The sequence below is a fragment of the Streptomyces sp. NPDC052721 genome, from assembly GCF_040678315.1.
GTDB lineage: Bacteria > Actinomycetota > Actinomycetes > Streptomycetales > Streptomycetaceae > Streptomyces.
The window spans coordinates 1-22,855 of sequence record NZ_JBFATL010000055.1 but is presented as its reverse complement, the minus strand read 5'-3'; the positions used below and the strand labels follow the sequence as shown (position 1 = coordinate 22,855).

22 protein-coding genes and 1 pseudogene are annotated in these 22,855 nt (G+C 72.8%); 10 read left to right on the top strand and 13 right to left on the bottom strand.

Annotated elements, in window-relative coordinates; genetic code table 11:
* Positions 1-41 precede the first annotated feature (41 nt).
* The 5 genes from AB0L21_RS35250 (at position 42) to AB0L21_RS35230 (ending at position 6,732) form a co-directional block, all read left to right on the top strand.
* On the top strand, positions 42-2,789 hold the full coding sequence (locus AB0L21_RS35250; RefSeq protein ID WP_365709571.1) for an AAA family ATPase: 2,748 nt from the start codon (positions 42-44) through the stop codon (positions 2,787-2,789).
* A 46-nt stretch (positions 2,790-2,835) separates the two neighbouring features.
* Positions 2,836-3,618 (top strand): alpha/beta hydrolase, encoded by a 783-nt coding sequence (locus AB0L21_RS35245; RefSeq protein ID WP_365788290.1) that lies wholly within the window; start codon positions 2,836-2,838, stop codon positions 3,616-3,618.
* Positions 3,619-3,753: 135 nt separating this feature from the next.
* Positions 3,754-5,001, top strand: a complete 1,248-nt coding sequence (locus AB0L21_RS35240) for an ABC transporter substrate-binding protein (RefSeq protein ID WP_365788289.1) — start codon at positions 3,754-3,756, stop codon at positions 4,999-5,001.
* Positions 4,973-5,905 carry a sugar ABC transporter permease gene (locus tag AB0L21_RS35235; protein WP_365788288.1) on the top strand — a complete coding sequence of 311 codons (933 nt, stop codon included), beginning with the start codon at positions 4,973-4,975 and terminating at the stop codon, positions 5,903-5,905. Before AB0L21_RS35240 ends, AB0L21_RS35235 begins: the two co-directional genes overlap by 29 nt.
* An 11-nt stretch (positions 5,906-5,916) precedes the next feature.
* A complete protein-coding gene (locus AB0L21_RS35230; RefSeq protein WP_365788287.1) occupies positions 5,917-6,732 on the top strand; it encodes a carbohydrate ABC transporter permease in 816 nt (271 codons plus the stop codon).
* A 61-nt stretch (positions 6,733-6,793) separates the two neighbouring features.
* Here AB0L21_RS35230 and AB0L21_RS35225 read toward each other — a convergent pair whose 3' ends face one another.
* The 6 genes from AB0L21_RS35225 to AB0L21_RS35200 all read right to left on the bottom strand — a co-directional run bounded on the left by AB0L21_RS35225 (position 6,794) and on the right by AB0L21_RS35200 (position 10,766).
* On the bottom strand, positions 6,794-7,021 hold the full coding sequence (locus AB0L21_RS35225; RefSeq protein WP_365788286.1) for a hypothetical protein: 228 nt from the start codon (positions 7,019-7,021) through the stop codon (positions 6,794-6,796).
* Between the two features lie 33 nt (positions 7,022-7,054).
* Positions 7,055-7,504, bottom strand: coding sequence for a DUF5709 domain-containing protein (locus tag AB0L21_RS35220; RefSeq protein WP_365709621.1), 450 nt, complete (start codon positions 7,502-7,504; stop codon positions 7,055-7,057).
* A gap of 11 nt (positions 7,505-7,515) precedes the next feature.
* Positions 7,516-8,442: a glyoxalase gene (locus AB0L21_RS35215; RefSeq protein ID WP_365788285.1), complete on the bottom strand. Its 927-nt coding sequence runs from the start codon at positions 8,440-8,442 to the stop codon at positions 7,516-7,518.
* Between the two features lie 113 nt (positions 8,443-8,555).
* Entirely contained in the window at positions 8,556-9,425 is an 870-nt protein-coding gene (locus AB0L21_RS35210) for a ferredoxin (protein WP_365788284.1), read from the bottom strand.
* A gap of 41 nt (positions 9,426-9,466) precedes the next feature.
* Entirely contained in the window at positions 9,467-9,928 is a 462-nt protein-coding gene (locus AB0L21_RS35205) for an AAA family ATPase (protein WP_365788283.1), read from the bottom strand.
* Between the two features lie 115 nt (positions 9,929-10,043).
* On the bottom strand, positions 10,044-10,766 hold the full coding sequence (locus AB0L21_RS35200; protein ID WP_365788282.1) for an FAD binding domain-containing protein: 723 nt from the start codon (positions 10,764-10,766) through the stop codon (positions 10,044-10,046).
* 196 nt (positions 10,767-10,962) lie between these two features.
* On the opposite strand from AB0L21_RS35200, the gene AB0L21_RS35195 reads away from it, so the two are divergent.
* Positions 10,963-11,361 (top strand): ACT domain-containing protein, encoded by a 399-nt coding sequence (locus AB0L21_RS35195; protein ID WP_365709551.1) that lies wholly within the window; start codon positions 10,963-10,965, stop codon positions 11,359-11,361.
* Between the two features lie 31 nt (positions 11,362-11,392).
* Here the strand turns inward: AB0L21_RS35195 and AB0L21_RS35190 are convergent, their stop codons facing one another.
* A complete protein-coding gene (locus AB0L21_RS35190; RefSeq protein WP_365709549.1) occupies positions 11,393-11,959 on the bottom strand; it encodes a helix-turn-helix domain-containing protein in 567 nt (188 codons plus the stop codon).
* 85 nt (positions 11,960-12,044) lie between these two features.
* Between AB0L21_RS35190 and AB0L21_RS35185 the strand changes: the two genes are divergently transcribed.
* Positions 12,045-12,968 (top strand): SDR family oxidoreductase, encoded by a 924-nt coding sequence (locus tag AB0L21_RS35185; RefSeq protein ID WP_365709547.1) that lies wholly within the window; start codon positions 12,045-12,047, stop codon positions 12,966-12,968.
* A gap of 177 nt (positions 12,969-13,145) precedes the next feature.
* Here the strand turns inward: AB0L21_RS35185 and AB0L21_RS35180 are convergent, their stop codons facing one another.
* Positions 13,146-15,323, bottom strand: coding sequence for an MMPL family transporter (locus tag AB0L21_RS35180; protein ID WP_365788281.1), 2,178 nt, complete (start codon positions 15,321-15,323; stop codon positions 13,146-13,148).
* A 277-nt stretch (positions 15,324-15,600) separates the two neighbouring features.
* Here AB0L21_RS35180 and AB0L21_RS35175 point away from each other — a divergent pair, with 277 nt between their 5' ends.
* Entirely contained in the window at positions 15,601-16,422 is an 822-nt protein-coding gene (locus AB0L21_RS35175; protein ID WP_365788280.1) for a DUF1684 domain-containing protein, read from the top strand.
* Between the two features lie 394 nt (positions 16,423-16,816).
* Here the strand turns inward: AB0L21_RS35175 and AB0L21_RS35170 are convergent, their stop codons facing one another.
* Complete coding sequence (locus AB0L21_RS35170) at positions 16,817-17,479, bottom strand: ScbR family autoregulator-binding transcription factor (protein ID WP_365788279.1); 663 nt, start codon at positions 17,477-17,479, stop codon at positions 16,817-16,819.
* A gap of 290 nt (positions 17,480-17,769) precedes the next feature.
* Between AB0L21_RS35170 and AB0L21_RS35165 the strand changes: the two are divergent.
* Both AB0L21_RS35165 and AB0L21_RS35160 read left to right on the top strand, forming a co-directional pair.
* Positions 17,770-18,394 (top strand): annotated as a pseudogene (locus AB0L21_RS35165) (MFS transporter); the annotation flags it as partial.
* A 180-nt stretch (positions 18,395-18,574) separates the two neighbouring features.
* Positions 18,575-19,420: a DUF1206 domain-containing protein gene (locus tag AB0L21_RS35160; RefSeq protein WP_365709539.1), complete on the top strand. Its 846-nt coding sequence runs from the start codon at positions 18,575-18,577 to the stop codon at positions 19,418-19,420.
* A 32-nt stretch (positions 19,421-19,452) separates the two neighbouring features.
* On the opposite strand, the gene AB0L21_RS35155 is transcribed toward AB0L21_RS35160, so the two are convergent.
* The 4 genes from AB0L21_RS35155 to AB0L21_RS35140 all read right to left on the bottom strand — a co-directional run bounded on the left by AB0L21_RS35155 (position 19,453) and on the right by AB0L21_RS35140 (position 22,652).
* Positions 19,453-21,171: an LCP family protein gene (locus AB0L21_RS35155; protein ID WP_365788278.1), complete on the bottom strand. Its 1,719-nt coding sequence runs from the start codon at positions 21,169-21,171 to the stop codon at positions 19,453-19,455.
* Positions 21,172-21,330: 159 nt separating this feature from the next.
* The gene (locus AB0L21_RS35150) at positions 21,331-21,702 is read right to left on the bottom strand and encodes a metalloregulator ArsR/SmtB family transcription factor (RefSeq protein ID WP_365788304.1); all 372 of its coding nucleotides are present in this window, start codon (positions 21,700-21,702) and stop codon (positions 21,331-21,333) included.
* A gap of 212 nt (positions 21,703-21,914) precedes the next feature.
* A complete protein-coding gene (locus tag AB0L21_RS35145; protein WP_365788277.1) occupies positions 21,915-22,172 on the bottom strand; it encodes a hypothetical protein in 258 nt (85 codons plus the stop codon).
* A 279-nt stretch (positions 22,173-22,451) separates the two neighbouring features.
* Entirely contained in the window at positions 22,452-22,652 is a 201-nt protein-coding gene (locus tag AB0L21_RS35140) for a hypothetical protein (protein ID WP_365788276.1), read from the bottom strand.
* Positions 22,653-22,855: the final 203 nt, after the last annotated feature.

The following is a 22,855-nucleotide window of genomic DNA, read 5'->3' as shown; positions in this document are numbered from 1 at the left end:
GGCGCCGGCCTGACCGGCGCGTACGGACAGGGAGGGCCGAGGTGGCGGGGTCAGGCGGACCGCTGTCGCGCAGCGGTCTGCGCGGCCGGGAGGCCGAGCTGGAAGAGCTGCGGACGCTGATCGACGCGGTGGCCCGCACCGGCGGCGGCGCACTCGCCCTGCTCCGCGGGGAACCGGGCATCGGCAAGACCACGCTCCTCACCGAGGCCGTCACCAGGGCCGAGGCCGCGGGATTCTCCGTGGGTCTCGGCAAGGCCGACGAACTGCACCACCTCGTGCCGCTGTCGTCGTTGGCGACCTGCGTCGTGCACGGCGACCGGCCGCTGCTGTCCGGTGACGCGCTGGTCGACCTCGCGCGCCGGCACGACCAGCGGATCTGGCTGGTGGAGCGCCTGGCGGAGGTGATCGAGGAGCGAGCAGGCGGCGTGCCGGTGCTGATCGCCCTGGACGACGTGCAGTGGGCCGACCCGCTGAGCCGGTTCGCCCTCAAGCAGCTGCCCAGCCGCCTGCGGACCTCACCCGTGCTGTGGCTGCTGACCGAGCGGCAGGGCGTCGGCGGGCCGGCGGAGGAGATCGTCGCGGCCGTACGGGACGAACTCCCGGTGCGCACCCTGTCCCTGGGCCCGCTGTCCGGCGCGGCCATCGGCCAGCTGGCCGGTGACACCCTGGGAGCCGCCGTCGACGAGCGGGTACGCGACCTGCTCACCGGAGCGGGCGGGAACCCGTTCCTGGCCGTCGAGATGCTCGCGGGACTGCGGACCACCGGCTCCTCGGGTGACCCCGTGCCCCCGGGGCTGGTGGTGGGCGTCCGCGGCAGGCTCAGCTCGCTGCAGCCCGACACGCTGCGCTTCCTTCAGATGGGAGCGGTGCTGGGCCGCCGGTTCGGCTTCCACGACGCCGCCGCGCTCTGCGGCCGGCCGTCCGTCGCGTTGCTCCCGGCACTGGAGGAGGCGGTGCGCGCGGGGCTTCTGGACGACGACGGCGACCAGCTCGTCTTCCGGCACGACCTGCTGCGCCAGGCGGTGTACGTGGACATCCCGCCGTCGGCCCGGAAGGTGCTGCACCGGGAGGCCGCGGGCCGGCTCGTCGCCGCGGGCCACCAGCCGATCGACGTGGTGTCGCACATCCTCCGGGGCGCCCAGCCGGGAGACGAGGAGGCGGTGGCGCTGCTCAGGCGCGCCGCCACCGACGTGCTGCCGGTCACGCCGGGCCTCGCGGCCGACCTGGTGACGCGCGCGCTGGACCTGGTTCCGGTGGCACGGCCGTCGTGGTTCGCCGTGGGTGAGCAGGCGATCGTGTCCCTGACCCGGGCCGGCCGGAACCGGGAGGCGCTCGCGACCGGGGACCGGCTGCTGGCCTGCCGGCCGCCCATGGAGACGTTCGGCCGGCTCCATGCCGCCCTCGGCGGCACGCTGTGGAACCTGGACCTCGCCGACGAGCTGCGCCGCCGGACCGAGGCGGCCCTCGCGGTCGGCGGCGTGGCCCCGGAGGTGGGGGCGCGGCTGGCCGGGCTGCGCGCGCTGGCGTTGTCCCGGGCGCACGATCTGGCACCGGCGCGGGAGGCCGGCGAGGACGCGCTGCGTGCCGCCGTCGCGACCGGCGACCGGGAGGCCCACGTCCAGGCCCTGTTCGCGCTCGGGGAGATCGCGCTCAACGCGGGGGAGAACGCCCTCGCGCTGGAACGCTTCACCGCGCTCAGCGCCGTCGACCCCGCCTTCTTCCCCGAGGAGATCGTCGCGTACCAGCACATGGACGACTTCGTCACCAGCGAGCGGCTGCTGGCGAAGGCGGCGGACGACTCCGGCGGAATCCGTGAGGCGATGCTGCTGTGGGCACAGGGACAGCAGCATCTGGAGCTGGGCCGGCTGGACGACGCGGAGGCCGACTTCGTGACGATGGAGCGCCTGGAGGACGAGGTGCAGGCGCACGTGCAGCAGGTGAACGGCCGGGTGATCCGCTCCCGGATCGCCCTGCTGCGCGGCGACCGGGAGGCCGCGCGGCAGCACCTGGCCGAGGCGCGGGAGCGGCTGGCGGTCAAGCCGAACCCGGGCAACACGGCCGCGGTGCGCTTCCTGGAAGCGGTCCATGCCGAGGCCGACGGGGACGCCGGACGCGCCGTCGACAGGATCCGGCAGGTACAGCGGGAGGGGCCGTTCCTGCGCTGGCGGCTGCTGCGCACGTGGGTCGGCACGGCGATCCGCGTGGCCCTGCGCGGCGCGGACCGCGCACTCGCCGAGGATCTGGCCGCGCAGGCCGAGGCCCACGCCGCGCGCAATCCGGCGGTGCCCACCGCCACGGGTCTGGCGGCGCGCGCCCGCGGGCTGGTGTGCGACGACACGGCCCTGCTGGAACGTTCCGTCGCCCTGCTCAGGGAGAGCCCGCGCCCGCTGGTCCGGGCGGCGGCCTCCGCCGACCTCGGACGGGCGCTCCTGGCGGCGGGCCGGCGGGCCGAGGCGGTGGCGGCCCTGACCGAGGCCCAGGCCGCTTTCGCGGCGTCGGGCGCGCACGCCGTGGCGGCCCGCGTCCAGCGCGATCTGCGGCGTGCGGGGGCCGGCGGACCGCGGACCGCGGACCGGCAGCGCCCCGTCCAGGGCTGGGAGGCCCTGACCGCCTCGGAGAAGAAGGTCGCGCGGCTGATCGCCGAGGGGCACACCAACCGTACGGCCGCGGAGCTGCTGGTCGTCTCCCCGCACACCGTCAACACGCATCTGACGTCCGCCTTCCGCAAGCTGTCGGTCAACTCCCGGGTCCAGCTGGCCAACCTGGTCATGGCCTTGCCCGACGAGTGAGCGGTACCTGGTACGTTCGCGCGATGCCGGCGTGACGTGGATGGGCTTGGCTGGAGAACCCCCCACCCACCCGGAGGTCACCGAGGTGCCCGGACGCACGCCTTTGCCGCCGACCGTCGTACTCGTGCACGGGGCGTTCACCGACGCCTCGTCGTGGGCGGGGGTCATCCGGCATCTGCACGCAACCGGGCTGAGGGTGTACGCGCCGGCGAATCCGCTGCGCGGCCTCGCGCACGACGCCGCCTACCTCAGGAGCGTGGTGGGCCGGATCGGCACCCCGGTCGTGCTGGCCGGCCACGGCTACGGGGGCGCGGTCATCACCGAGGCCGACGCCGACAACGTCGTGGCGCTGTGCTACGTCGCGGGGTTCGGGCTGGACGCCGGTGAGTCCCTGCTGGACGTCACGAACCGCTTCCCCCCCGTACCGGGGTTGAATCCGACCGCCGTCGCCGGGCTTCCCGCGCGGTCTCCCGCGGACCCGGACAGCGAACTGTACATCCGCCCCGAACGCTTCCTCGACGTGTACGCCGCCGATCTGGCACCCCGGGTCGGCAGCGTGCTGTCCGTGACGCAGCGCCCGATCGCGCGGGGAGCGCTGACCGCGAGGTCGGGACCGCCCGCGTGGGCCCGCAAGCGGTCCTGGTACGCCATCGCCACCGCCGACCGGATGCTCAGCCCCACCGCTCAGCGCTTCATGGCCCAGCGCATGGCGGCCACCGAACGCGTCGTGGACGGGTCGCACGCCCTGGTCCTGTCACGGCCGGACGCCGTGGCGGCGATGATCCGGGAAGCCGCGGGCCAGAGCGGTGACCACGGGAACCTGTACTGACTTCTGGAAATCTGCTGATCTTCCGATCGTTTGTTTCCGGTACCATCCCTGCTCGGACCGGGACATGCCGGTATGGACCCACTCATCCGGACCCGGGACGGTCCGGTACCAGCAACGTTCGGAAGGCACCACCCCATGAACTCAGCGGCCAGACCGTCGGCGCGGCGGATCACCGCCTTCCTCGGAACCGCCACCCTGGTACTGGCCGCCGCCGGGTGCGGCGGAACCGGCTCGGGATCCGCCGGCGGCGAGGTGACCTCCATCACCGCCCTCGACTACTACACCGACGCGACCGAGCACGCCCAGTGGGGCGAGCGGCTCACCGCCTGCGGCAAGGCCGCCGGTGTCACCGTCGAGCACAGGAGCGTGCCGGGGGCGTCGCTCGTCCCGCAGGTGCTGCGGCAGGCGTCGTCGCGGACCCTGCCCGATCTGCTGATGCTCGACAACCCCGACCTGCAGCAGATCGCGCAGACCGGCGCACTGACCCCGCTGGACCGGTACGGCATCGACGCCGGCGGCTACACCGAGGGCATCCGGTCGGCGGGCACGTACCAGGGGAAGGTGTACGGGCTCGCGCCCACGGTCAGCACGGTCGCCCTCTACTACAACAAGGACATGCTCGCCGAGGCCGGTGTCGCCGTACCGAAGACCTGGGACGAGCTGAAGACGGCCGCGGCCCGGCTCACCCGACCGGGCCGCTACGGCATGGCGGTGGACGCCAACGCCACCTTCGAGGGCACCTGGCAGTTCCTGCCCTTCCTGTGGTCCAACGGCGGGGACGAGACACGGCTGGACACCCCGCAGGCCGCGCAGGCCCTCCAGCTCTGGGTGGATCTGGTCAAGAGCGGATCCATGTCGAAGTCGGTGCTGAACTGGACCCAGGCCGATGTCCACGACCAGTTCGTCGCCGGCAAGACGGCCATGATGGTCAACGGCCCCTGGCGGATGTCCGCGATGAACAAGACGAAGAACCTGAACTGGGGCGTGGCCCCGCTCCCCGTCCGCCGGCCGGGCCAGACCCTGGTCACCCCGCTCGGCGGTGAGGTGTGGACGGTCCCGCGGAACTCCTCCGAGGCCCGGCAGCGGAAGGCCGCCCGGGTCCTCGCCTGCCTGAACGACTCCAAGAACATGCTCGCCCTCGCCGAGCAGTACCACACCGTGCCCTCCCGCTCCTCGGTGGCGGCCCGGTACGCCGAGCAGGTCCCGTCGATGGCCGCCTTCGTCAAGAGCGTGGAGGGGGCCCGGGCCCGTACCGGCAGGCTCGGCGTCAGGTGGCCGCAGGCGGCGACCGGGATCTACACCGCCGTACAGGCCGCGCTGACGGGTGAACAGACACCGGAGGAAGCGCTCAGGGATGCGCAGCGGACCGCCACCGGTTCCTGACCGGTCCACGGGGGCCCGGGCCCGGCTGTGGGCGCGGGTCTCCCGGTGGCTGTTCCTGCTGCCCGCCCTGGTCTACCTGCTGCTGTTCTTCGGCTACCCGCTCGTCGAGAACGTCGTGATGAGCTTCCAGGAGTACTCGGCGACGACGTTCTACACCGGTGCCGCACCCTTCGTGGGCCTGCGGAACTACACGGACGTCCTGTCGACGGACGTGTTCTGGCAGGCCCTGCTCACCACGGCCCTGTTCACCGTCGGCTCGCTCGTCGGACAGTTCGTGCCCGGGCTGGCCCTCGCCCTGTTCTTCCAGCGGAAGTTCCCGCTCGGCGGCCTGCTGCGGTCGCTTCTGCTGCTGCCGTGGCTGCTGCCCCTGGTCGTCTCCGGGACGACGTGGAGATGGATGCTCGACACGGACAGCGGCGTCGTCAATCAGGCGCTGCGCGACCTCCACCTGCTGTCCTCGGGCATCCCCTGGCTGACCGGCACCTCCGAGGCGCTCGTGTCGGTGATCCTGGTCAACATCTGGGTGGGCATCCCCTTCAACACCGCGATCCTGTACGGCGGCCTCAAGGACATCCCGCCCCAGCTGTACGAGGCGGCGAAACTCGACGGCGCCGGCCGGCTGGCGTCGTTCCGCCATGTCACCTGGCCGCTGCTGCGACCCGTGGTCGGCGTGGTGCTGGTGCTGGGCGTCGTCTACACGGTGAAGGTGCTCGACATCATCCTCGTGGTGACGGGCGGCGGACCGGCCGGCGCGACGCAGACCCTGGCCACCCGGTCGTACGAACTGTCCTTCCAGCAGTTCGCCTTCGGGCGCGGCGCCGCCATGGGCAACGTACTCGTCCTCATCTCGCTCGCCTTCGCCCTCGTCCATCTGCGCGCCGACCGGCGTGCCCGCAACACCTGAGGGGCCTTGCGATGAAGCGCAGACCCGCGCGGGGCCCGCTGTCCACGGTCGTGGGCATCGTCCTGCTCGCGCTGATGCTGTTCCCGGTGTACTGGATGGTGAACGCCTCCCTGCAACCGGCGGGCAACGTCCTGCGGGCCGGCTGGTTCCCCCTCCACCCGGACTTCGGCGGCTACGCCACCGCCCTGCGCGATCAGGGACGCAACCTGGTCACCAGCCTGATCGTGGCCCTCGGCAGTGTGGCGCTGAGCCTCGGCCTCGCCGTACCGGCGGCCTACGCGCTGGCGCGGCTCCGCCTGCGCGGAACGACGGTCGTGCTGTTCGCGATCCTCGTCACCCAGACGGTGCCGGGCATCGTCGTGGCCAACGCGCTGTACGGCGCCTACACCGACCTGGGACTCCTGAACTCCTACGGCGGGCTGATCCTCGCCGACTCCACCACGGGCGTGCCCTTCGCGATCCTCGTCCTGCGCACGTTCCTGCAGAGCATCCCCGGGGAGATCATCGACGCCGCCCGCGTGGACGGCGCCGGCCGGCTCCGCGTCCTGTGGTCCGTGGTGCTCCCGGTGAGCCGCAACGCACTGATCACCGCCGGCCTCTTCACCTTCCTGTTCGCCTGGAGCGACTTCCTCTTCGCGCTCACCCTGAACACCACGGAGTCCGTGCGGCCGGTCACCGTCGGCATCTACGAGTACCTCGGCGCCCACACGAACCAGTGGAACGCCGTCATGGCCACCGCCGTCCTGGCGTCCGTCCCGGCGGCAGCGCTGCTCGTCGCCGCCCAGCGCTACGTGGCCGCCGGGATCACCGGCGGAGCCCTCAAGTGAGACCGGCCGGTCCCGGAACGAGACCGGCCGGCCGTGTTCACCTGCGGGACGCGGGACCCCGCTACCGCCGGTCGACGCCGAGGTCCGTGTCGACGTCGTAGCCGGGCTCCGACCCACCGGCGGTGGGGTGGGCGACGTCGGTGGCCAGGTCGAAGGCCGCTGTGTCGATCGCGTCGTCCAGTGTGGACTCCTCACGCTCGACCTGGGCACGACGGTGATGCTCGGCCATGCGTTCCCTGAGGCTCCGCAGGTGGTGGCCGGTGTCGGGCCCCGGTTCAGCCGTGCTCATCGGGTGGTCCTCCGTAGTGGGCCGCGGTGGGCGTCAGTAGCTCTCGGAGTCGGGGATCACGTGCATCGCGGCCTCCTCCGCCGAGGCCCCGGCGCCGTCCAGTCCCCGGTCGGAGGCGAACAGGTCGGACTCGGTGTTCTCATGGCTGCCCTCGTCCGGCGCGACGAGCCGTCCGGCGCGCTCGTCGCCGACCTCGTCGTCGATGAGTTCACCGTCCGTGCCCCAGGTGTCGCCGATGCCGTCGCCCTCCGGCACGCCGACATCCGGTACCTCCTCGGCGAGCCGCTCGTCCAGGCTCTCCCCCCGCCACCGCTCCGCCGCCGTGACGCCGGTGTGCTCCACGCCCCAGGGGCGCTCGGGGGGTGAGTAACCCTCGTCCAGGGCCTCCTCGCCGCTCCGGTAGTCCAGGGTGTCGGAGGCGTCCAGCAGGCCGGCGTCGTCCTGCACCTCCGACCCGTCCGGCTGGTACACCTCGTCGCCCATCGTCGCGTCGGTCACCCGCGCTCCCCTCCCTCATGCAGTTCGGCCAGATAGCCGCCGGGGAACTCCACCATCGCGGAGGACCGGCCCCTCGAAGCGTACGGTCCCCACAGCACCTTCGCGCCCGTTGCCCCCGCCTTGCGCAGCGTCGCCGTCAGGTCCTTCACCGCGTAGCCGGTGGCCTCCCGGCCGAACGGGTAGGGAAGGTGGCCGTCGGTGACGCTGACGACCGTGTCGCCGAACGCGGAGCGAAGGGCGATACGCCGGTACGTCTGCCCCGGCCGGCCGAGGTCACCGCCGTCCGCCGCCCGCTGGTCGGCGACGATCCGGCCGCCGGTGAAGCGCAGGTAGGAGCGGAGGAACGCGTCCACCGAATCCGGCGTCAGATAGACGCGGTTGTCCGGCACGGTCTCCAGCGGGTTGTACGACGGAGCCTTGGTGTGCCAGTACAACTGGGCGTTGATTCCACCCGGGAACTGGACGATCGCGTCCCGGCCGATGGGGTCGTCGAAGGGCGCGACGACGACCTGCGCCCCGCTCTTGCGGGCCAGGCGGACGCCCGTATCGAAGTCGCTCATGAGCCAGCCCGTCCGTTCGGTGCCGAACGGATAGGGCACGGGCGTCTTGAAGTCGAAGACGGACAGGGTGCCGACCGGCGAGAGGACCAGCTCGGACTCGGTCGTGCTGGGCGTCGGGGTGACGGTCGTGACGACCTTGGCCGTGTGGGTCCCGCCGAAGGTCGCCTCCCAGCTGGCGACGAACGCGTCCGTGGAGCCGGGGGTGACGTAGACGTGCGTGGTGTCGTACTGCGGTCCGACCGCCGTGGTCGACGTGGCCGCGGTTCGGTTCTCGTTCTGCGCCGAGGACGGAGCCCCGGAGCCCACCACGCTGAGTGCCACCAGTAACGCGGGCAGCACCCATGCCGTCGCCTTGCGCTTCATTCCCGTCCCCTTCGGTCGGACCCTGTGCACCGAAAAGGTAGGGACCCGGCACGGGGGCGCTGATCCTGACAGCGCCCCGGGTGTTGCCTGTCAGGGAACAGTGCGGCGTCCCGTCACCAGCGGACGCCCGTGAAGTCGATCGGGCGGGGCCGCAGCAGGCGCGTGCGTTCCGTCAGGTCGTGCAGCCGCCGGGACATCTCCCCGGCCGGCAGGCGGCGCCGGTCTCCGTGGCCCGGCAGGACCCACTCGAACCGCAGCCGCCCCGCCGTCCTGGCCAGGGAGTCGGCCAGGACCTCGATGGAGTACCAGGTCACGCTCTCGGCGACCTCCAGATCACCGGTCGTACGCGACCAGTAGAAACTGTCGCCGCTGAAGCAGTACCGGTCGTCGGCGAGATACAGGACGCTGCCGCGGGTGTGGCCGGGGAGCGGGTGGACGGTGACGCCCGCGGCGATCTCCAGCGGTTCGAGTCCGCGGATCACCTGGTCGGCGTCCGGTGCGGCGTCCAGGTCGCCCTCGTGGATCCAGAGCCGGGCGCCGAAGTGGTCGGCGTAGCGGCGGCCGTGCGCGGCGTGGTCGCGGTGGGTGAGCAGCACATCGGTGACGGGGCCGGATGCCGCGTAGCGCTCGGCCAGTTCACGGCTCCAGCGGGGCGTGTCGATCATCATGCTGGTGCCGGACGGCCGCAGGAGCAGGTACGCGTTCGCGCCCGCGGTGTGCGCCGAGTTGTGCCCGCAGATCAGCACCCCGTCGTCCAGGGCCAGCGGGAACGGGTCCAGCGCCGGGTCCGCGCGGCCGGTCGCCGGCCGGATCGAGCGGGTGGGGCAGGCGAAGGCGGCGGCGTGCAGCCGCCGGTTCTCCGCCTCGTCGGCCGGCGGGCGCAGGATCCGCGACTTCCCGTCGGCCTCGCCGATCAGCTCGGGCGCGAACTGCCGGGCCACATCGCAGTTGACGCAGCGGTCGTCCACGTACCATCCGTCCACGGCTGGACTCCTACCCAGACATTACGGAAAAGACCCAGGGTTCAGGCCCGTACCTCGAAGCCGCCGCGCCCGTCGAACCGCACCTCCCGCACCGCGTCGAAGCCGTCCCGCGGCGACGGCCTGCGCAGCCGCTTCAGCGTGGCCAGGACGCCGACGTCGGGGACCCGGTCGCGGCCCTCGCGCGCGGCGTTGCGCCGCACGGAGCCCGTCACGTCCGGTGGGAACCAGTAGGCCGTCGCCGTCGCCCCGTGGGCGTGGGCCGCCTCCACCAGCGGGCCCCACTCCTCCGGCGACGGATTGGTGTTGTCCACGGCCACGGCCCGTCCGGCTGCCAGGTGCTCCGCCACCAGCCGCATCTGCCGGCCCTGCTTGTTCCGGGCACCTCGCGGGAACAGGTCCTTGCTGACCAGCGCGTACCGGTCGGCCAGGCACTGCGCGTAGAAGGTGGACTTGCCGGACGCCTGCAGCCCGACCAGCACCGCCACGTCCGGTTCCGTCGCCATACCCGCCACGATGACACGCCCTCGGCACTCATGTCTCCGCCCGCGCCGCGGCAGCCATACCGGGGGCACAGACCTGGCGAGCGGTGGCGGTGACCGCGCCCGCCACGCCGCCCCCTCAGTCCGCGCCGCGGTTCTCCATCAGGCCGAGCACCTGACGGCGTACGACGTCCCACGCGTCGGCCGGCAGCTCGCCGAGGGCCGTGCCACGCAGTGCGTCGAGGGTCTCGTCGGCGTCGGTCTCACCGGGCGCGGTGCCACTGAGCACCTCGTAGCCGTCCCGTACGGCGACACGCACGCGGTGGGGCGCGCCGTGCCCGGCGTGCAGGGCCGAGGCGACGACGAGGGGTGGCGCGCCGCCCACCTCGCCGGGCAGCTTGCGGTACGCCGAGGCGGTCGGCGGGCGCCAGCGCAGGCTGAGCAGCACCGGCCGCTTGGCGACGACCTCGGCCAGGTCGGCCTCGCGGACGCCGTCGGATTCCAGGACCGTCGCGCGGGCGTCCAGGACGAGCGCGGCGGGCAGCAGGCAGCGCAGCGTGCTGCCGACGATGTTGCCGCCGACCGTCGCCGTCCGCCGCACGGCGCCGGTGCCGACCGTGGCGGCGGCCAGCCGCAGGACGTCCGGCACCCGTTCGCCGATCCGGTGCAGCACGACGGCGCCGCCCACGGTCTCCCGGCCCATGACGTTGGCCTCCGGCAACTCCCGGAGGGACATGGCCAGTTCGGGGAATCCGTCCCGTTGCCAGGTCGCCCACACGAGAGTCGCCCCGCCTATCGGCACGGCGCCCTCGGCCAGGCATTCCCGGGCTTCCGTCACGGACGTGGGCAGACGCAACAGCACAGCGGCCGACCTGCCTTCCTGGGCTCGGACGATGTACGGGCGGCGCCGGCCGCTGCCCGCCGACAGCGCAGTCTTGTCGCACGAACGGGGGCGCGTACAGGGCTCACACACGCACGCGTCGCGCGCTCAGCCCCGTCGGCCTACCAGGTCACCGTCCGAGCGGCCGACCGTCGGCACGGCCCGTAGGGTGGGACCTGTGACGGGCGAGACGGATCTGCGCACCCTGCTCAGCGGCATGCGGCCGGAGCTGAACCCGGGCCGCTATGTCTTCACCATGGCCGAGGGCGGCGTACCCTCCGGCTGCTCCCCGGTGGTCACGGTCGCCGAGCAGGAGGGCCTCACCGTCGTACTGCCGCAGGCGGACGCGGACGCGGCCGGGATGGCGTACGACTACGTGGCCGGGTGGATCACCTTGCGCGTCCACTCCGCGCTGGACGCGGTCGGACTGACCGCCGCGGTCGCCCGGGCGCTCGCCGACGCGGGCGTGAGCTGCAACGTCGTAGCGGGCTTCCACCACGACCACCTCTTCGTGCCCTACGAGCAGGCCGAGCGGACGGTGGAGATCCTCCAGGCGCTGGCGGACGCCACCCACTGAGCCGTGCGAACAGGCGGTCTTCCACCGCAGCTCAGCCGCCGGCAGCCACCGCCCTGAACTCGGTCAGCGCTTCCCGCACCAGGTGCACCAGGTCGCGGTCCTCGGCCGCCTCCAACCAGCGCTCGTAGCCGATCTTGAAGACGGCCACCCCGGCCTCGGCGGCGAGGCTCGCGGCCGGCTCCGGGACGCCGCGCCCGCGCAGGGTGCCGGCGAGCGCGGTCGACAGGGAGGCGAGTTTGATCAGCTCGCGCTCCTTGAGTTCCGCGTTCGCCGTGATCACGTCATGCCGGGCGCGCGCGTACGCGCGGCGGTCGGCGAAGACCTCCGAGGCCGCGTCGAGTCCGGCGGCCAGCGCCTCGATCGGCGCGGCGTCCGCCGGTGCGCCGGTGACCGCCCGCACGAACAGCTCCTCCAGCTCCCCCGAGCCGCCGAACAGCACCTCGCGCTTGTCGGCGTAGTGCCGGAAGAAGGTCCGCTCGGTCAGCCCGGCCCGCTTGGCTATCTCCGCCACGGTGGTCTGCTCGTACCCGCGCTCGCCGTAGAGCTCCAACGCCGCTTCCGCCAGGCGCTCGCGCGCGTTCGGCTCCCATCTGCCCATGCCCAGATCCTACGCGATGACAGTCACTGACATCGGGTGCTAGGGTCCATGACAGTCACTGACATCAAGAGTCTGGGGTTCTCCCATGCGTTTCTTCGTGACCGGGGCGTCCGGCTGGATCGGCTCCGCCCTCGTGCCCGACCTCACCGAGGCGGGACACCAGGTCGTCGGGCTGGCCCGCTCCGACGCCTCCGCCGCCGCGCTCACCACGGCCGGGGCCGAGGTCGTCCGCGGCACCGTCGACGACCTCGACGTGCTGCGGGACACGGCCGCCGCCTCGGACGGGGTGATCCACCTCGCCTTCAAGCACGACCTGGCCTTCAGCGGCGGCTTCCAGGAGGCGGCCGAGGCCGACCGCCGTGCCGTGGACGCCTTCGGCGAGGCGCTCGCCGGCACCGGCCGGCCCTTCGTCCTGGCCTCCGGGCTGCTGGGTGTCACGCCCGGACGGCTCGCGACCGAGCGGGACAGGCCCGCGCTCCACGGCTCGCACTTCGCGATCCGGCAGACCACCGCGGAGGCGGCGCTCGCACTCGCCGAACGCGGTGTCCGCTCGTCCGTGGTACGGCTCTCCCCCACCTGCCACGGTGAGGGGGACAACGGTTTCGTCGCGAGCCTGGTCGCCATCGCCCGCGCCAAGGGCGTCTCCGGCTACCCCGGCGACGGCACCACCCGCTGGCCGGCCGTGCACCGCCTCGACGCCGCACGGCTGTTCCGGCTCGCGGCCGAGAAGGCGCCCGCCGGCTCGGTGCTGCACGGTTCGGCGGAGGAGGGTGTCGCGCTGCGTGACATCGCCGAAGTGATCGGCCGTCATCTGGAGGTGCCGGTGACCTCCGTGGCGCCCGAGGCCGCTGCCGAGCACTTCGGCTGGCTGAGCGGCCCGCTCGGCTTCGACGCGGTCGCGTCGAGCGCCCTGACCCGCGAACTGCTGGGCTGGGAGCCGGTCCAGCCCGGTCTCCTCGCGGATCTGGACGAGGGGCACTACTTCCACAGCCCCGCCGCCACCGGCTGACCGGACCGGCCGGTCCTCGCTCCGGGAACGAAAAAGCCCTGCCGGGCCACTTGGCCCGGCAGGACTCACCGATCAGACCGACCGCCGTCAACCGCGACGCCCGGCACAACCCACCGGTCCCACCGACCGCCACCCGTCACGACGCCCGGCACAACCGGCCGGTGTCACCGGCCGCCGCTAACCGCGGCGCCCGGCCGGGTCGCGGTCCTCGTCGCCCCGGACCGAGCCGGAGTCGACCGCTCCGGCGCCCGTGCCGGCGGCCGGCACCGCCCGGTCGGCGTGGCCCGGCCACCAAGCCGCGTGCCCGATCAGGGCCGTGAGGCTGGGAGTGAAGAACATCGCCATGACGAAGGCGGCCACCGCGATACCGAAGGAGACCGCGAAGCCCATCTCCGACAGCAGCGAGTTGCCGGCCAGCATCATCGTGGCGAAGGTCGCCGCGAGGATGAAGCCCGCCGCGGCCACGGTCGGCCCGGCATGCCTGAGCGCCATGCCGGCCGCCTCGCGCGGCTCCCGGCCCTCGCGGGCCTCCTCACGGAGCCGGGCGATCATGAGGATGTTGTAGTCGGTGCCGATCGCGACCACGAAGAGGTACATGATCACCGGCAGCATGAACATCAGGCCCGAGTGTCCCTGCGCGTCCTGGAAGATCCACACGGTGGCACCGAGGGTGGCGCCGAAGCCGAGGCCCACGGACGCGATCAGGTACCAGGGCGCGACCACGCTGCGCAGCAGCAGCCCCAGGATGACCATGATCAGGGCGGCGGCGACGGGGAAGACCGTCCGGTAGTCGTGGTTGACCGCCGCGTTGATGTCCTTGTAGATCGAGGACATGCCGCCGACGAGCGCCTCGGTGCCCTCGGGCGCCGCGGAGTGCGCGACGTCACGGACCTTGCCCACCGCGTCGATCGCCTTGTCCGTCGACGCCTCGTACTTGAGCGTGACGGTGAAGTCCGCGGTGGTGCCCGCCTTGTTCACCTGGGTCATGCGGGCGTTCGCGACGCCGTCCACGGCGCCGAGCTTCTTGGCGTACGCGTCGAAGGCGGACTTGTCGAGCGGCTTGCCGTCGGTGCTGGACAGGTAGACGTCGGTCGGTGCCGCGGCGCCCGCCGAGTACGCCTTCTGCATCTCGTCCTGGACGACCATGGACTCCTTGGTCTTGGGCATGGAGCCCGACGCCAGGTCGAAGGTGGCCTTGTAGCCGAGGGTGCCGAGCGACAGGACGAGCAGGACGAGACCGGAGACGACTGCGGTCAGCGCCGGGCGGCGCTGGACGCCCCGGCCGAGGGCGGCGAATCGGGCGTTCTCGGGTTCCGTCTTCCAGGACTTGGAGGGCCAGAAGACCTTCGGGCCGATGAGCGAGACCACGGCCGGGATCAGGGTCAGACCCGCGACCAGCGTGGCGCCGACCGCGATGGCGAGCGCCGGGCCCATCTGCTTGAGGAAGCCCAGTGTGGACAGCACCAGGGCGAGGAACGCGATGATGACCGCTCCGGCCGCCGAGGCGATGGCCTCGCCGACCCGGCCGACCGCGTTGACCATGGCCTCCTTGGGCTCGTCGCCGGCCCGCAGACTCTCGCGGTAACGGAATATCAGGAACAGGAAATAGTCCGTGCCCACGCCGAAGAGCACGACGATCAGGATGGACGAGATCGAGCTGTTGGCCTGCAGCCCGAACAGCTTGGTGGCGTAGGCGATCAGCCCGTTGGCGATGGCGGACACCAGGCCGATCAGTACCAGGGGAAGTACGGCCAGGATCGGCGCCCGGAAGATGATCAGCAGGGTGACCAGGATGATCGCAAAGGTGCCGATACCGATCAGCATATCGCCACGCTTGGATGAGTCCTGCTGGTCGAGCGCCTGCGCGGCGGAACCGCCCAGCTTGGCTTCGAGGTCCGTGCCCTTGGCCAGTTTCTTGGCCTCGTCACGCAACTCCTTGGCCGCGTCGGCCTGTTGGGGCTGACCGGCGTTCTTGCTGTCCATCTGGACCAGGGTCAGGTCATACCTGCCGTCCTTGGACGGCTGGCCGGGGACGACCTTCTGTACCTGGTCGATGTGCTTGTCACCCAGCTCTGAAGTGATCCGGGCGACGTCGCGCAGGTCGGTGGCGGTGAGCCTGCCGCCGTCGGTGCGCTGGTAGAGCACGATCGCTGACGGCGTGAAGGCGCTGGGGAACGCCTTCTCCTGCAACTGCGCCGCTTGGATGGACTCGTAACTCTTGGGCAGAAAGCTGCTCTCGTCACTGTTCGAGGGCAGGCTCGGAGCGGTGGCGACGATGGCCACCGCGGCGATCAGCCACGCCACGATCGTCCACACGGGATGACGGACGACGGCGCTGCCTATTCGTCGGAACATGCGGAGGGTCCTCCTGGGAAGGAAGATCACCGCAGCCCGGGGAGCGGTCCCTGGCATCGGCGACCCCGACCGGCCCACAACGAACGGCCGGTCGCATGGTTGTCTTGGCCTCACATCCTAGTGACCGTGGACATGCATCTTCCCAATGGATATACGCGGGTCCGGCCGGCGAACGGAACCGGCCAACTTTCCGGACAAGGACGGGATGAGCACAGGGGCCGCGGTCGTTGACGGCAGGGCGGGACCCGACCGGCAGCGCCGTACCGAGGGAGCGGACATGACCGTCCAGGACATCGACCGGGTGGACTTCGTCAAGGAGTGGGAGGCGTGGCACCGGGCCAAGGAGGAGACCCTGGCCGGACCGCACGGCTTCCTCGCCATCACCGGGCTGCACTGGCTGAGCCCTGAACCGGCCCGCTTCCAGGACGCTCCCGGAGCCTGGTCGGCCGGCGCCGACGGAGTGGTGGTCGAGCTGGCCGAGGGCGAGGAGCTGTCCGTGGACGGCACGGCGGTGCACGGCCGGTACGCGTTCGGGGTCGTCCGCGAGCGGGACAGCCGGTACGCCGGCTGGGGCGACGCCGTCCTCGAAGTCGCCCGGCGCGGCGGCCACGACATCCTGCGCCCCCGGCACCCCGGGAACGCGCTGCGCACCTCCTTCCGGTACACACCCGTATACGCCCCGGACCCGCGCTGGGTCGTCACCGGCCGTTTCCTGCCCTTCGAGGAGCCGCGGCCCGTCACGGTCGGCGCCGCCGTGGAGGGGCTGGAGCACGTCTACGACTCCCCCGGCCGGGTCGAGTTCGAGCTGGGCGGGGCACGGCACCGCCTCACCGCCTTCAACGGCAAGGGTCCCGGCGGTCTCATGGTGCTGTTCACCGACAGCACCTCGGGCGTGACGACGTACGCCGCGAACCGCTCCCTTCGGATCGCCGCGCCCGGCCCGGACGGCACGGTGGTCCTCGACTTCAACCGCGCGACGAACCTGCCCTGCGCCTACACCGACCTGGCGACCTGCCCGCTGCCGCCCGCCGAGAACCGGCTGCCGGTCGCGATCGAGGCGGGCGAGCGCATCCCTCCGGAACGGGGCGGCCGGCCCTGACCTGATCCGCCGTCACCCCATCCCGCCGGTCGGAGACTCCACCCCCGCGGCCGGCGCCGGACGAACACCTCGGTGCTCGGGACCCGTTCGGCGAACCGGCCCACCGGGGAGACGCCGTCGAGCTGGCGGGCGCGTAGTGGGCCAGGACCTCGGCGAGCGGGCGCCGGGCCGGGCCCACGACCTCTTCCACGCGGTCGAGCGCGTCCGGGACGGGTTCGACGTGCACGCGTCGGCCGCCGGTGGGGTCGGGCGTCCGGCGCGCGTATCCGGCCTGCTCCAGGAGGTCGATCACCCCGTCGTAAACCGTCTCGGCGGTTTGATACGTGCCTGTACGGGTGCCTCCCGCGCCGCCCGAGAGACGGCCGCACGCGGAAGCCGGGCGCGGCGGTCGGTGTCAGCCGAAGACGCCGGCGAGGGCCGCCGACTTCTGCTGGACCTCGGCGATCACCCGGGCACCCCGGTCCGGAGCGGTGTCCAGCCGGACGAGGACGGCCGGGGCGGCGATGGCGGGGAGGATGTGGCCGTACAGCGCCGACATACGGTCGTCCAGGTCGGCCCAGCCGGCCACGGCCTGCGAGACGAACTGCGCGCCGATCCAGGCGCCGAGGAAGACCTGGGCGGTCTCCTCGGGGTCCACGTGCGGCAGCACCTCGCCGCGTTCCTTCGCCTCCGTCAGGACGCACGAGGTCGTCCCGGCCCAGGCCGGCCAGGCGCTGCCGAGGACGTCGCGGCCCTGGAGGTCGGCCGAGAGCCGGACGCCGGCGAGCAGTACGGGCTCCTGGGGCAGCCGCTTGGCGAGGGTCATGCCCGCGTCCACCCACTCCTGCAGCTTCAGTTCCCGGGGCAGGTGGTACTCGGTCCTCATCTGCTCCTGGAGCACGCCCCGGGCGAGCGCCGCCTTGGAGTCGAAGTGGAAGTACAGGGCGCCCTTGGTCACGCCGGCCCGGTTCAGGATCTCGGCGATGGTGGCGGCCGCGTATCCGCGTTCCGCGAAGACGGCGGCGGCCGCTTCCAGAACAGCACGTCGGGTCCGGACAGCTCGCTCCTGCTGAGCCATGGACCCTCCCCCAAGCTGAAACCAAACCAAACAGCTCGTACCCTACCGCACGGCACCCGAACGGAAGGGCCGGCAAGGGCGGTTCAGCGGACTTGGCACATGCGCCTGACACGGCACGCTCCGGCCGTGGCCGCGAGCCCGGTATGCGGTTGCGGTGGGGCCGGTGCCGCCGGTGAGCTGGTCGCATGGGCGGTGTCAGGGAGCCGGCGCGGTGGGCCGGGCCGGGACGAGACCGTGGGGTCTCGGCACGACCGGCCGAATGGCGCGGGCCGGCGGTGCTCGCGGCCCTCATGCTGGCCGCCTTCACTTCAACACCGCGGAGAACCTGCCGATCGGTCTCCTGGACCTCATGTCCGACAGCCGCCAGGTGTCGCTGTCGGCGGTCGGGCTGCTGGTCACCGGCTACGGCGTGACGGTGGCCGTCGTCTCTCTGCCGCTCGCCCACGCGCTGCGGGCGGTGCCCCGGCGTCATGTGCTCACGGGGCTGCTGGCCGCGCTGGTCGTGTCCAGTCTGGTCGCGGCCGTGGCCACCTCGTACTGGCTGCTCCTCGGGGCGCGGCTGCTGACCGCCCTCGCCCAGGCGCTGTTCCGGGCGGTGATGGGACCGGTCGCGGTGGGCCTGTTCACCCCCGAGGTGCGCGGCCGTGTGGTCGGGGCGCTCTCCGTCGCCGGTTCGCTCGCCCTCGTGCTCGGTGTCCCCGCGGGGACCTGGCTGGGCCGGCGGCACGGCTGGCCGGTGCCGGTCGCCTCCCTGGCCGTTCCGGGCTGGTCTGCCTCGTGACGATCGCCGTCCTGTTGCCGACCTCCCCTCCGGACGACGAGCCCGCCGCCCACGGCAGCGGCCCCGACGTCCGCCGGTTCGGCACCGTGCTGACGGCGGGATTCCTCTCCGCCACCGGGGCATTCGCGGGATACATGACCCGGTCGCTGGCGGATGCGGGCCAGGGCCGCCGCCCCCCCTCTGCCGGCCGCCCCTCTGCCCTCACGCCCCCTGCCGAGCACCACCGGACGCCACGCCCCCGGTACTCGTCCGGGGAACCTCCCCCGCCCCCGCGGACAGGTGTCGGACCCGCCCCGGGGGGCATCCGGCGGAATATGGACGCACACACTGGGACACTGCGGGGACGGTTCCGGGCGCGGCGGGTGGCGGACAGCGCGGCCATGGACGTGGCGGCCCGGGCGGGCCTCGCGGCGCGTGGGCTGATCTACGTACTCGTGGGTGTCATCGCGGTGCAGATCGCCTTCGGCGGTGCCGGCGGCCGGCAGCAGGCCGACCGCGGCGGTGCCCTCGATGAGCTGGCCGGACGGCCGTTCGGGTCGGTGCTGCTGTGGATCGTGGGCGTCGCCCTCGCCGGGATGGCCTTGTGGCGGCTGTCCGAGGCGGTGTTCGGCGGCTACGGCCCCGACGGGTCCAAGCTCTCCCGGCGGGCGGCGGCCCTGTTCCGGTCCGTCTTCTACTGCTTCGTGTCGTACTCGGTGCTCTCCTACGCGGCCGGAGACCGGGGCAGTGGCAGCGGCTCCTCCGACCGGCACACCGACGACGTCACCGCACGGGTGCTGGACTGGCCCGGCGGCCAGTGGCTCCTCGGGATCGCGGGGACCGCCGTGGTGATCGCCGGAGTGTGGATCTCGGTACGGGCCGTGCGCCGGAAGTTCCTGGAGACGCTGCGGACCAGCGCGATGCCGGCCCGGGTCCGGCCGGTCGTGGAGGGCCTCGGCGTGACGGGCGGCACGGCCCGTGGCGTCGTCTTCGCCACGGCCGGTGTGTTCGCGCTCGTCGCGGCCGTCCAGCACCAGCCGGGGAAGGCCAAGGGCATGGACGACACCCTGCGCGCGTTCCGGGATCTGCCGTCCGGGCCCTGGCTGCTCGCCCTGGTCGCGCTCGGCCTGGCCGCGTTCGGTGTCTTCTCCTGGTGCGACGCGCGCTGGCGCAAGCTCTGATCCGACGACCCGACGGCCGGCCCCGGTGCCGCTCAGGCGTCGGAGTCGGGCTTGCTCCGCGCCGCCGCGTAGGCCTGGGACGGTGTCATGGAGACGCCGTCGAACGTGACCGTCCTGTAGGGGCTCACCTTGGCGCAGGTCTTGGCCTGGTCGGCGGTGGAGGCGTGGGCGCCTCCGACGGCGGCCTTCGTGTCGGCCGGCGCGGGCGAGGACGAGCCTCCCGGGTAGCTGGTGCCGCTGGGCCAGTCGGCGCCGATCACCAGGGTCAGGCCGCTGCCGGCGCCCTGCTTCAGATGGGACGAGGGCAGGCCGAGCGCCTTGGCGACCGTCCGGGCCGCGGCCTTCTCGCCGGTGCCGTAGGTGAGGGTGGTGCTCGGGGCGGGGCTGGGGGCGTTGGCCGTGGTCGTGGCGGAGCTGAAGCCCTGGCCGGTCAGGGCGGTCGCGAGGGCGGAGGCGCGGCCGGTGATGCCGGTGCCGTTCTCCACCGTCACCGCGATCTCGGCGGCGGGCACGGCGGAGGCGGTGGCCTCGGCCTTCGCCTCGGCGGTCGCGGAGGCCGCCGTGGACTTCTTGCCGGAGCCGGTGGTCAGGGACTGGTCGTTCGCGATGGTGGCGAAGAGGCTCTTCGCGCCCGGGCCCACCACCACGCGGTCGCCGTCGCCCGGGTCGGGGGCCGTCTGCATGGTGGTGAAGGTGATCCGCTTGGTGGGCACCTTGTTCACGTCGTCGGCGAGCGAGATCAGCTTCTTCACGGTGCCGAGGCCGTCGTCCACGGTCAGCGCCTTGGTGGCGGCGTCGGCGAGGTGGTAGACCGCGGTGGGGTCGGTGAGCGTGCCCGCGCTCTTGAACTTGCGGATCATCGCGCTGAGGAAGATGTGCTGCGAGACCGTACGGCCGAGGTCGCTGCCGTCGCCGAAGCCGTGCCGGGAGCGGACGAACTCCAGGGCCGCGACGCCTTTGAGGGTGTGGGTGCCCTTGGACAGCTTCAGGTGGGAGTAGGTGTCGTAGACGTCGTCGCTGACGCACACGGAGACGCCGCCGACCGCGTCGGACATCTTGACCACGCCGGAGAAGTCGAGCTTGACGAAGTGGTCGATGGGTATGCCGGTGAGCTGGTGGACGGTGGCGACCTGGCAGGCGGGGCCGTACTGCAGCGCGCTGTTGATCTGCCCGTAGTAGCCGTTCGTGGACTGCCCCGCCCCACTGTCCTTGCAGGCCGGGACCTTGGTCATGGTGTCGCGGGGGATGCTCATCACGGTGGCGTTGGACCGGTCGGCGGATATGTGCAGCACCATCTCCACGTCCGCGTTGCTGCCGGTCTGCACCCCGGTCTTCGAGCAGCCGCCGCCGAGCTTGCAGTCCGTCGCGCTGGTACGGCCGTCGGAGCCCATCACCAGGATGTTGATGGGGGTACGGCCGAAGGCGTCGGCCTTCTCCGTGCCGCCCTTGCCGTCCAGGGAGACGCTGTGGATGTTGCCGTTCAGGTGCTGGTAGAACCACCAGCCCGCGCCGGCGGTGACCACGATCAGGACGGACAGGCCGATCCCCAGGATCTTCAGTACCCGCCTGCCGCGCCGTACCGGCCGGGCCCGGCGGGACCGCCTGCCGCCGGGTGCCCGCGAGGCCGCCCGGGCCGCGGCCCTGCCGCCCGGCGGACGCGCGTCGTCCGGCTCGGCGCCGCGCTGCCGGGGCACCCGTGCGCCACGGCTGCGGGTGCCCTGGCCGGCCGGCCCGTCCCACGGGTCGCTCATCTCCCACTCCCCTGAACGGTCGGGCCTGCGGCACATCGGTTGCGTGGTTGCGCAATCTAGCAAACACGTTGCCGGAACAGCGCAGATCCACAGCCGATTCACAGGCGAGGCATCTCATCGCGGGGCCGTCCGCGTCCGGAGCGGCACGGCAGCCGGAGTCTACGTGCCCTTGGTAAGGGCCCGGCGTGAATCCTGCGCCGGTATGGAGGCGGGGCCCGGGCACGCGGTCAACTTGCCGACCACGGCATGGATCAGGGCCACGACGTCCGGGTCGTCGATGCGGTAGATCTGCCGCCGGCCCTCACGACGGGAGCGGACCAGTCCGGCGAGCTTCAGTTTCGCCAGGTGCTGACTGACGGCGGGCAGCGCACCGCCCACGCGGTCCGCGAGGTGCGTGACATCGCTCTCGCCCTGCGCCAGGGCCCACATCAGATGCAGCCGGGCCGGGGCGGCGAGCAGCCCGAACGCGGCGGCGGCCTCGGCGAGCACCCCGGCGGGCGGGTCCTCGAAGCCCCCGGCCTCCTCGGTCACAGCCGCTCCCGCCCCACCCTCGTCACGGTCGACGCTCACCCGCCCACCCAGTGTAGGCACCCGACCCGGGCCATCGGGGCGCGCTCTTGCGGTACCTGGCGGCCGGCGGGCTGGGCGGCGCCGCACCGTACACGCCACGGCCGAGCCGCCGCCTGCCCCGCCCCGGCTCCGGGCCGGCATCGGCCGCACCGGCTGACCGAGCCCTCGGCGCCCTACGGTCCGCGGTCCGCGGTCCGCGGCCGGATCTCACAGACCACGTTGACGGGAGTCCGCGCGGCCCGGCGAAACCGGGTGAGGCGCGCCTCGGTGGCCACCTCGCGGACCGCCGCCTCACCGGCCTGCGCGCCCAGGGCGTGACCGCCCTGCCAGGAAGGGGCGTCGGGCACGCACAGAAACGTGGAGCCGCTGTGGTACGGCCGGCCCACCGGATGGAAGTTGTCCTCGATCCGGTCGGGCGCGAGCGGTTCCACGCGAAGCCACGTGCCGTCCGCGGCGAGCGCCTCGCGCACCGGTCGGGCGGACAGGTGACCCGCCCGGCGGCCCCGGCCTCGGCGGCCCTCTCGCGCGCCGGCGTGATCGACTCGCCGTGGTGGCCGGAACCCACGACCTCCGTCCGCGATCACGCCTCGGCCGGCAAGAGCGACGACGGGCCGAGACCGCGTCCCACGTCGGCGACCCGGGCCCCGGCTCCCGACTTGGCGTCGACCCCGTCCCGCGCCGGGATCCCGTGCGGGACCGGCTCGGCCTCGTCATGGGGGGGCGTCGGCGAACTCCTCGGGTGTCGCCGGGCCCTCGGCGAGTGCCCGGCCAGAGCCCGGCCGGTGACCCAGCGCGAGGGTGCCGGCGGCCTCGGCCGACGCGAGGTCGGTGACGAAGTGGTCCAGGAACGTGTTGATCCTCTCCCGATCCGTCCCGGCACCTCCTTCCCGCCGGCCGGCTCGGGCCGTCACGCCCTCCCGGGCCGCGCGGCGCGGAGTCCCCGGTGTACTCGCGCGCGGACACCCGGGGGCACCGGCCCTGCTGCGTAGGGACCGGTGCCCCCGGGTGTCCGTCTCGCGGGCCTAGGTGTGCTGTCCCGGGACGTTGGTGACACGCGTGCTGGGTGCTTGAACAGGTGAGGGCCTTCTGGGTTCGGTGTGGATTGCGAAATCTG

Bases quoted from the DNA above. Each gene is read 5' to 3' on its own strand.
- AB0L21_RS35225 (WP_365788286.1), bottom strand. From the start codon at position 7,021: ATGAGCACGGCTGAACCGGGGCCCGACACCGGCCACCACCTGCGGAGC.
- AB0L21_RS35170 (WP_365788279.1), bottom strand. From the start codon at position 17,479: ATGGCTCAGCAGGAGCGAGCTGTCCGGACCCGACGTGCTGTTCTGGAA.
- AB0L21_RS35215 (WP_365788285.1), bottom strand. From the start codon at position 8,442: ATGAAGCGCAAGGCGACGGCATGGGTGCTGCCCGCGTTACTGGTGGCA.
- AB0L21_RS35230 (WP_365788287.1), top strand. From the start codon at position 5,917: ATGAAGCGCAGACCCGCGCGGGGCCCGCTGTCCACGGTCGTGGGCATC.
- AB0L21_RS35190 (WP_365709549.1), bottom strand. From the start codon at position 11,959: ATGGGCAGATGGGAGCCGAACGCGCGCGAGCGCCTGGCGGAAGCGGCG.
- AB0L21_RS35220 (WP_365709621.1), bottom strand. From the start codon at position 7,504: ATGGGCGACGAGGTGTACCAGCCGGACGGGTCGGAGGTGCAGGACGAC.
- AB0L21_RS35180 (WP_365788281.1), bottom strand. From the start codon at position 15,323: ATGTTCCGACGAATAGGCAGCGCCGTCGTCCGTCATCCCGTGTGGACG.
- AB0L21_RS35205 (WP_365788283.1), bottom strand. From the start codon at position 9,928: ATGGCGACGGAACCGGACGTGGCGGTGCTGGTCGGGCTGCAGGCGTCC.
- AB0L21_RS35155 (WP_365788278.1), bottom strand. From the start codon at position 21,171: ATGAGCGACCCGTGGGACGGGCCGGCCGGCCAGGGCACCCGCAGCCGT.
- AB0L21_RS35175 (WP_365788280.1), top strand. From the start codon at position 15,601: ATGACCGTCCAGGACATCGACCGGGTGGACTTCGTCAAGGAGTGGGAG.
- AB0L21_RS35235 (WP_365788288.1), top strand. From the start codon at position 4,973: ATGCGCAGCGGACCGCCACCGGTTCCTGACCGGTCCACGGGGGCCCGG.
- AB0L21_RS35160 (WP_365709539.1), top strand. From the start codon at position 18,575: ATGGACGCACACACTGGGACACTGCGGGGACGGTTCCGGGCGCGGCGG.
- AB0L21_RS35185 (WP_365709547.1), top strand. From the start codon at position 12,045: ATGCGTTTCTTCGTGACCGGGGCGTCCGGCTGGATCGGCTCCGCCCTC.
- AB0L21_RS35240 (WP_365788289.1), top strand. From the start codon at position 3,754: ATGAACTCAGCGGCCAGACCGTCGGCGCGGCGGATCACCGCCTTCCTC.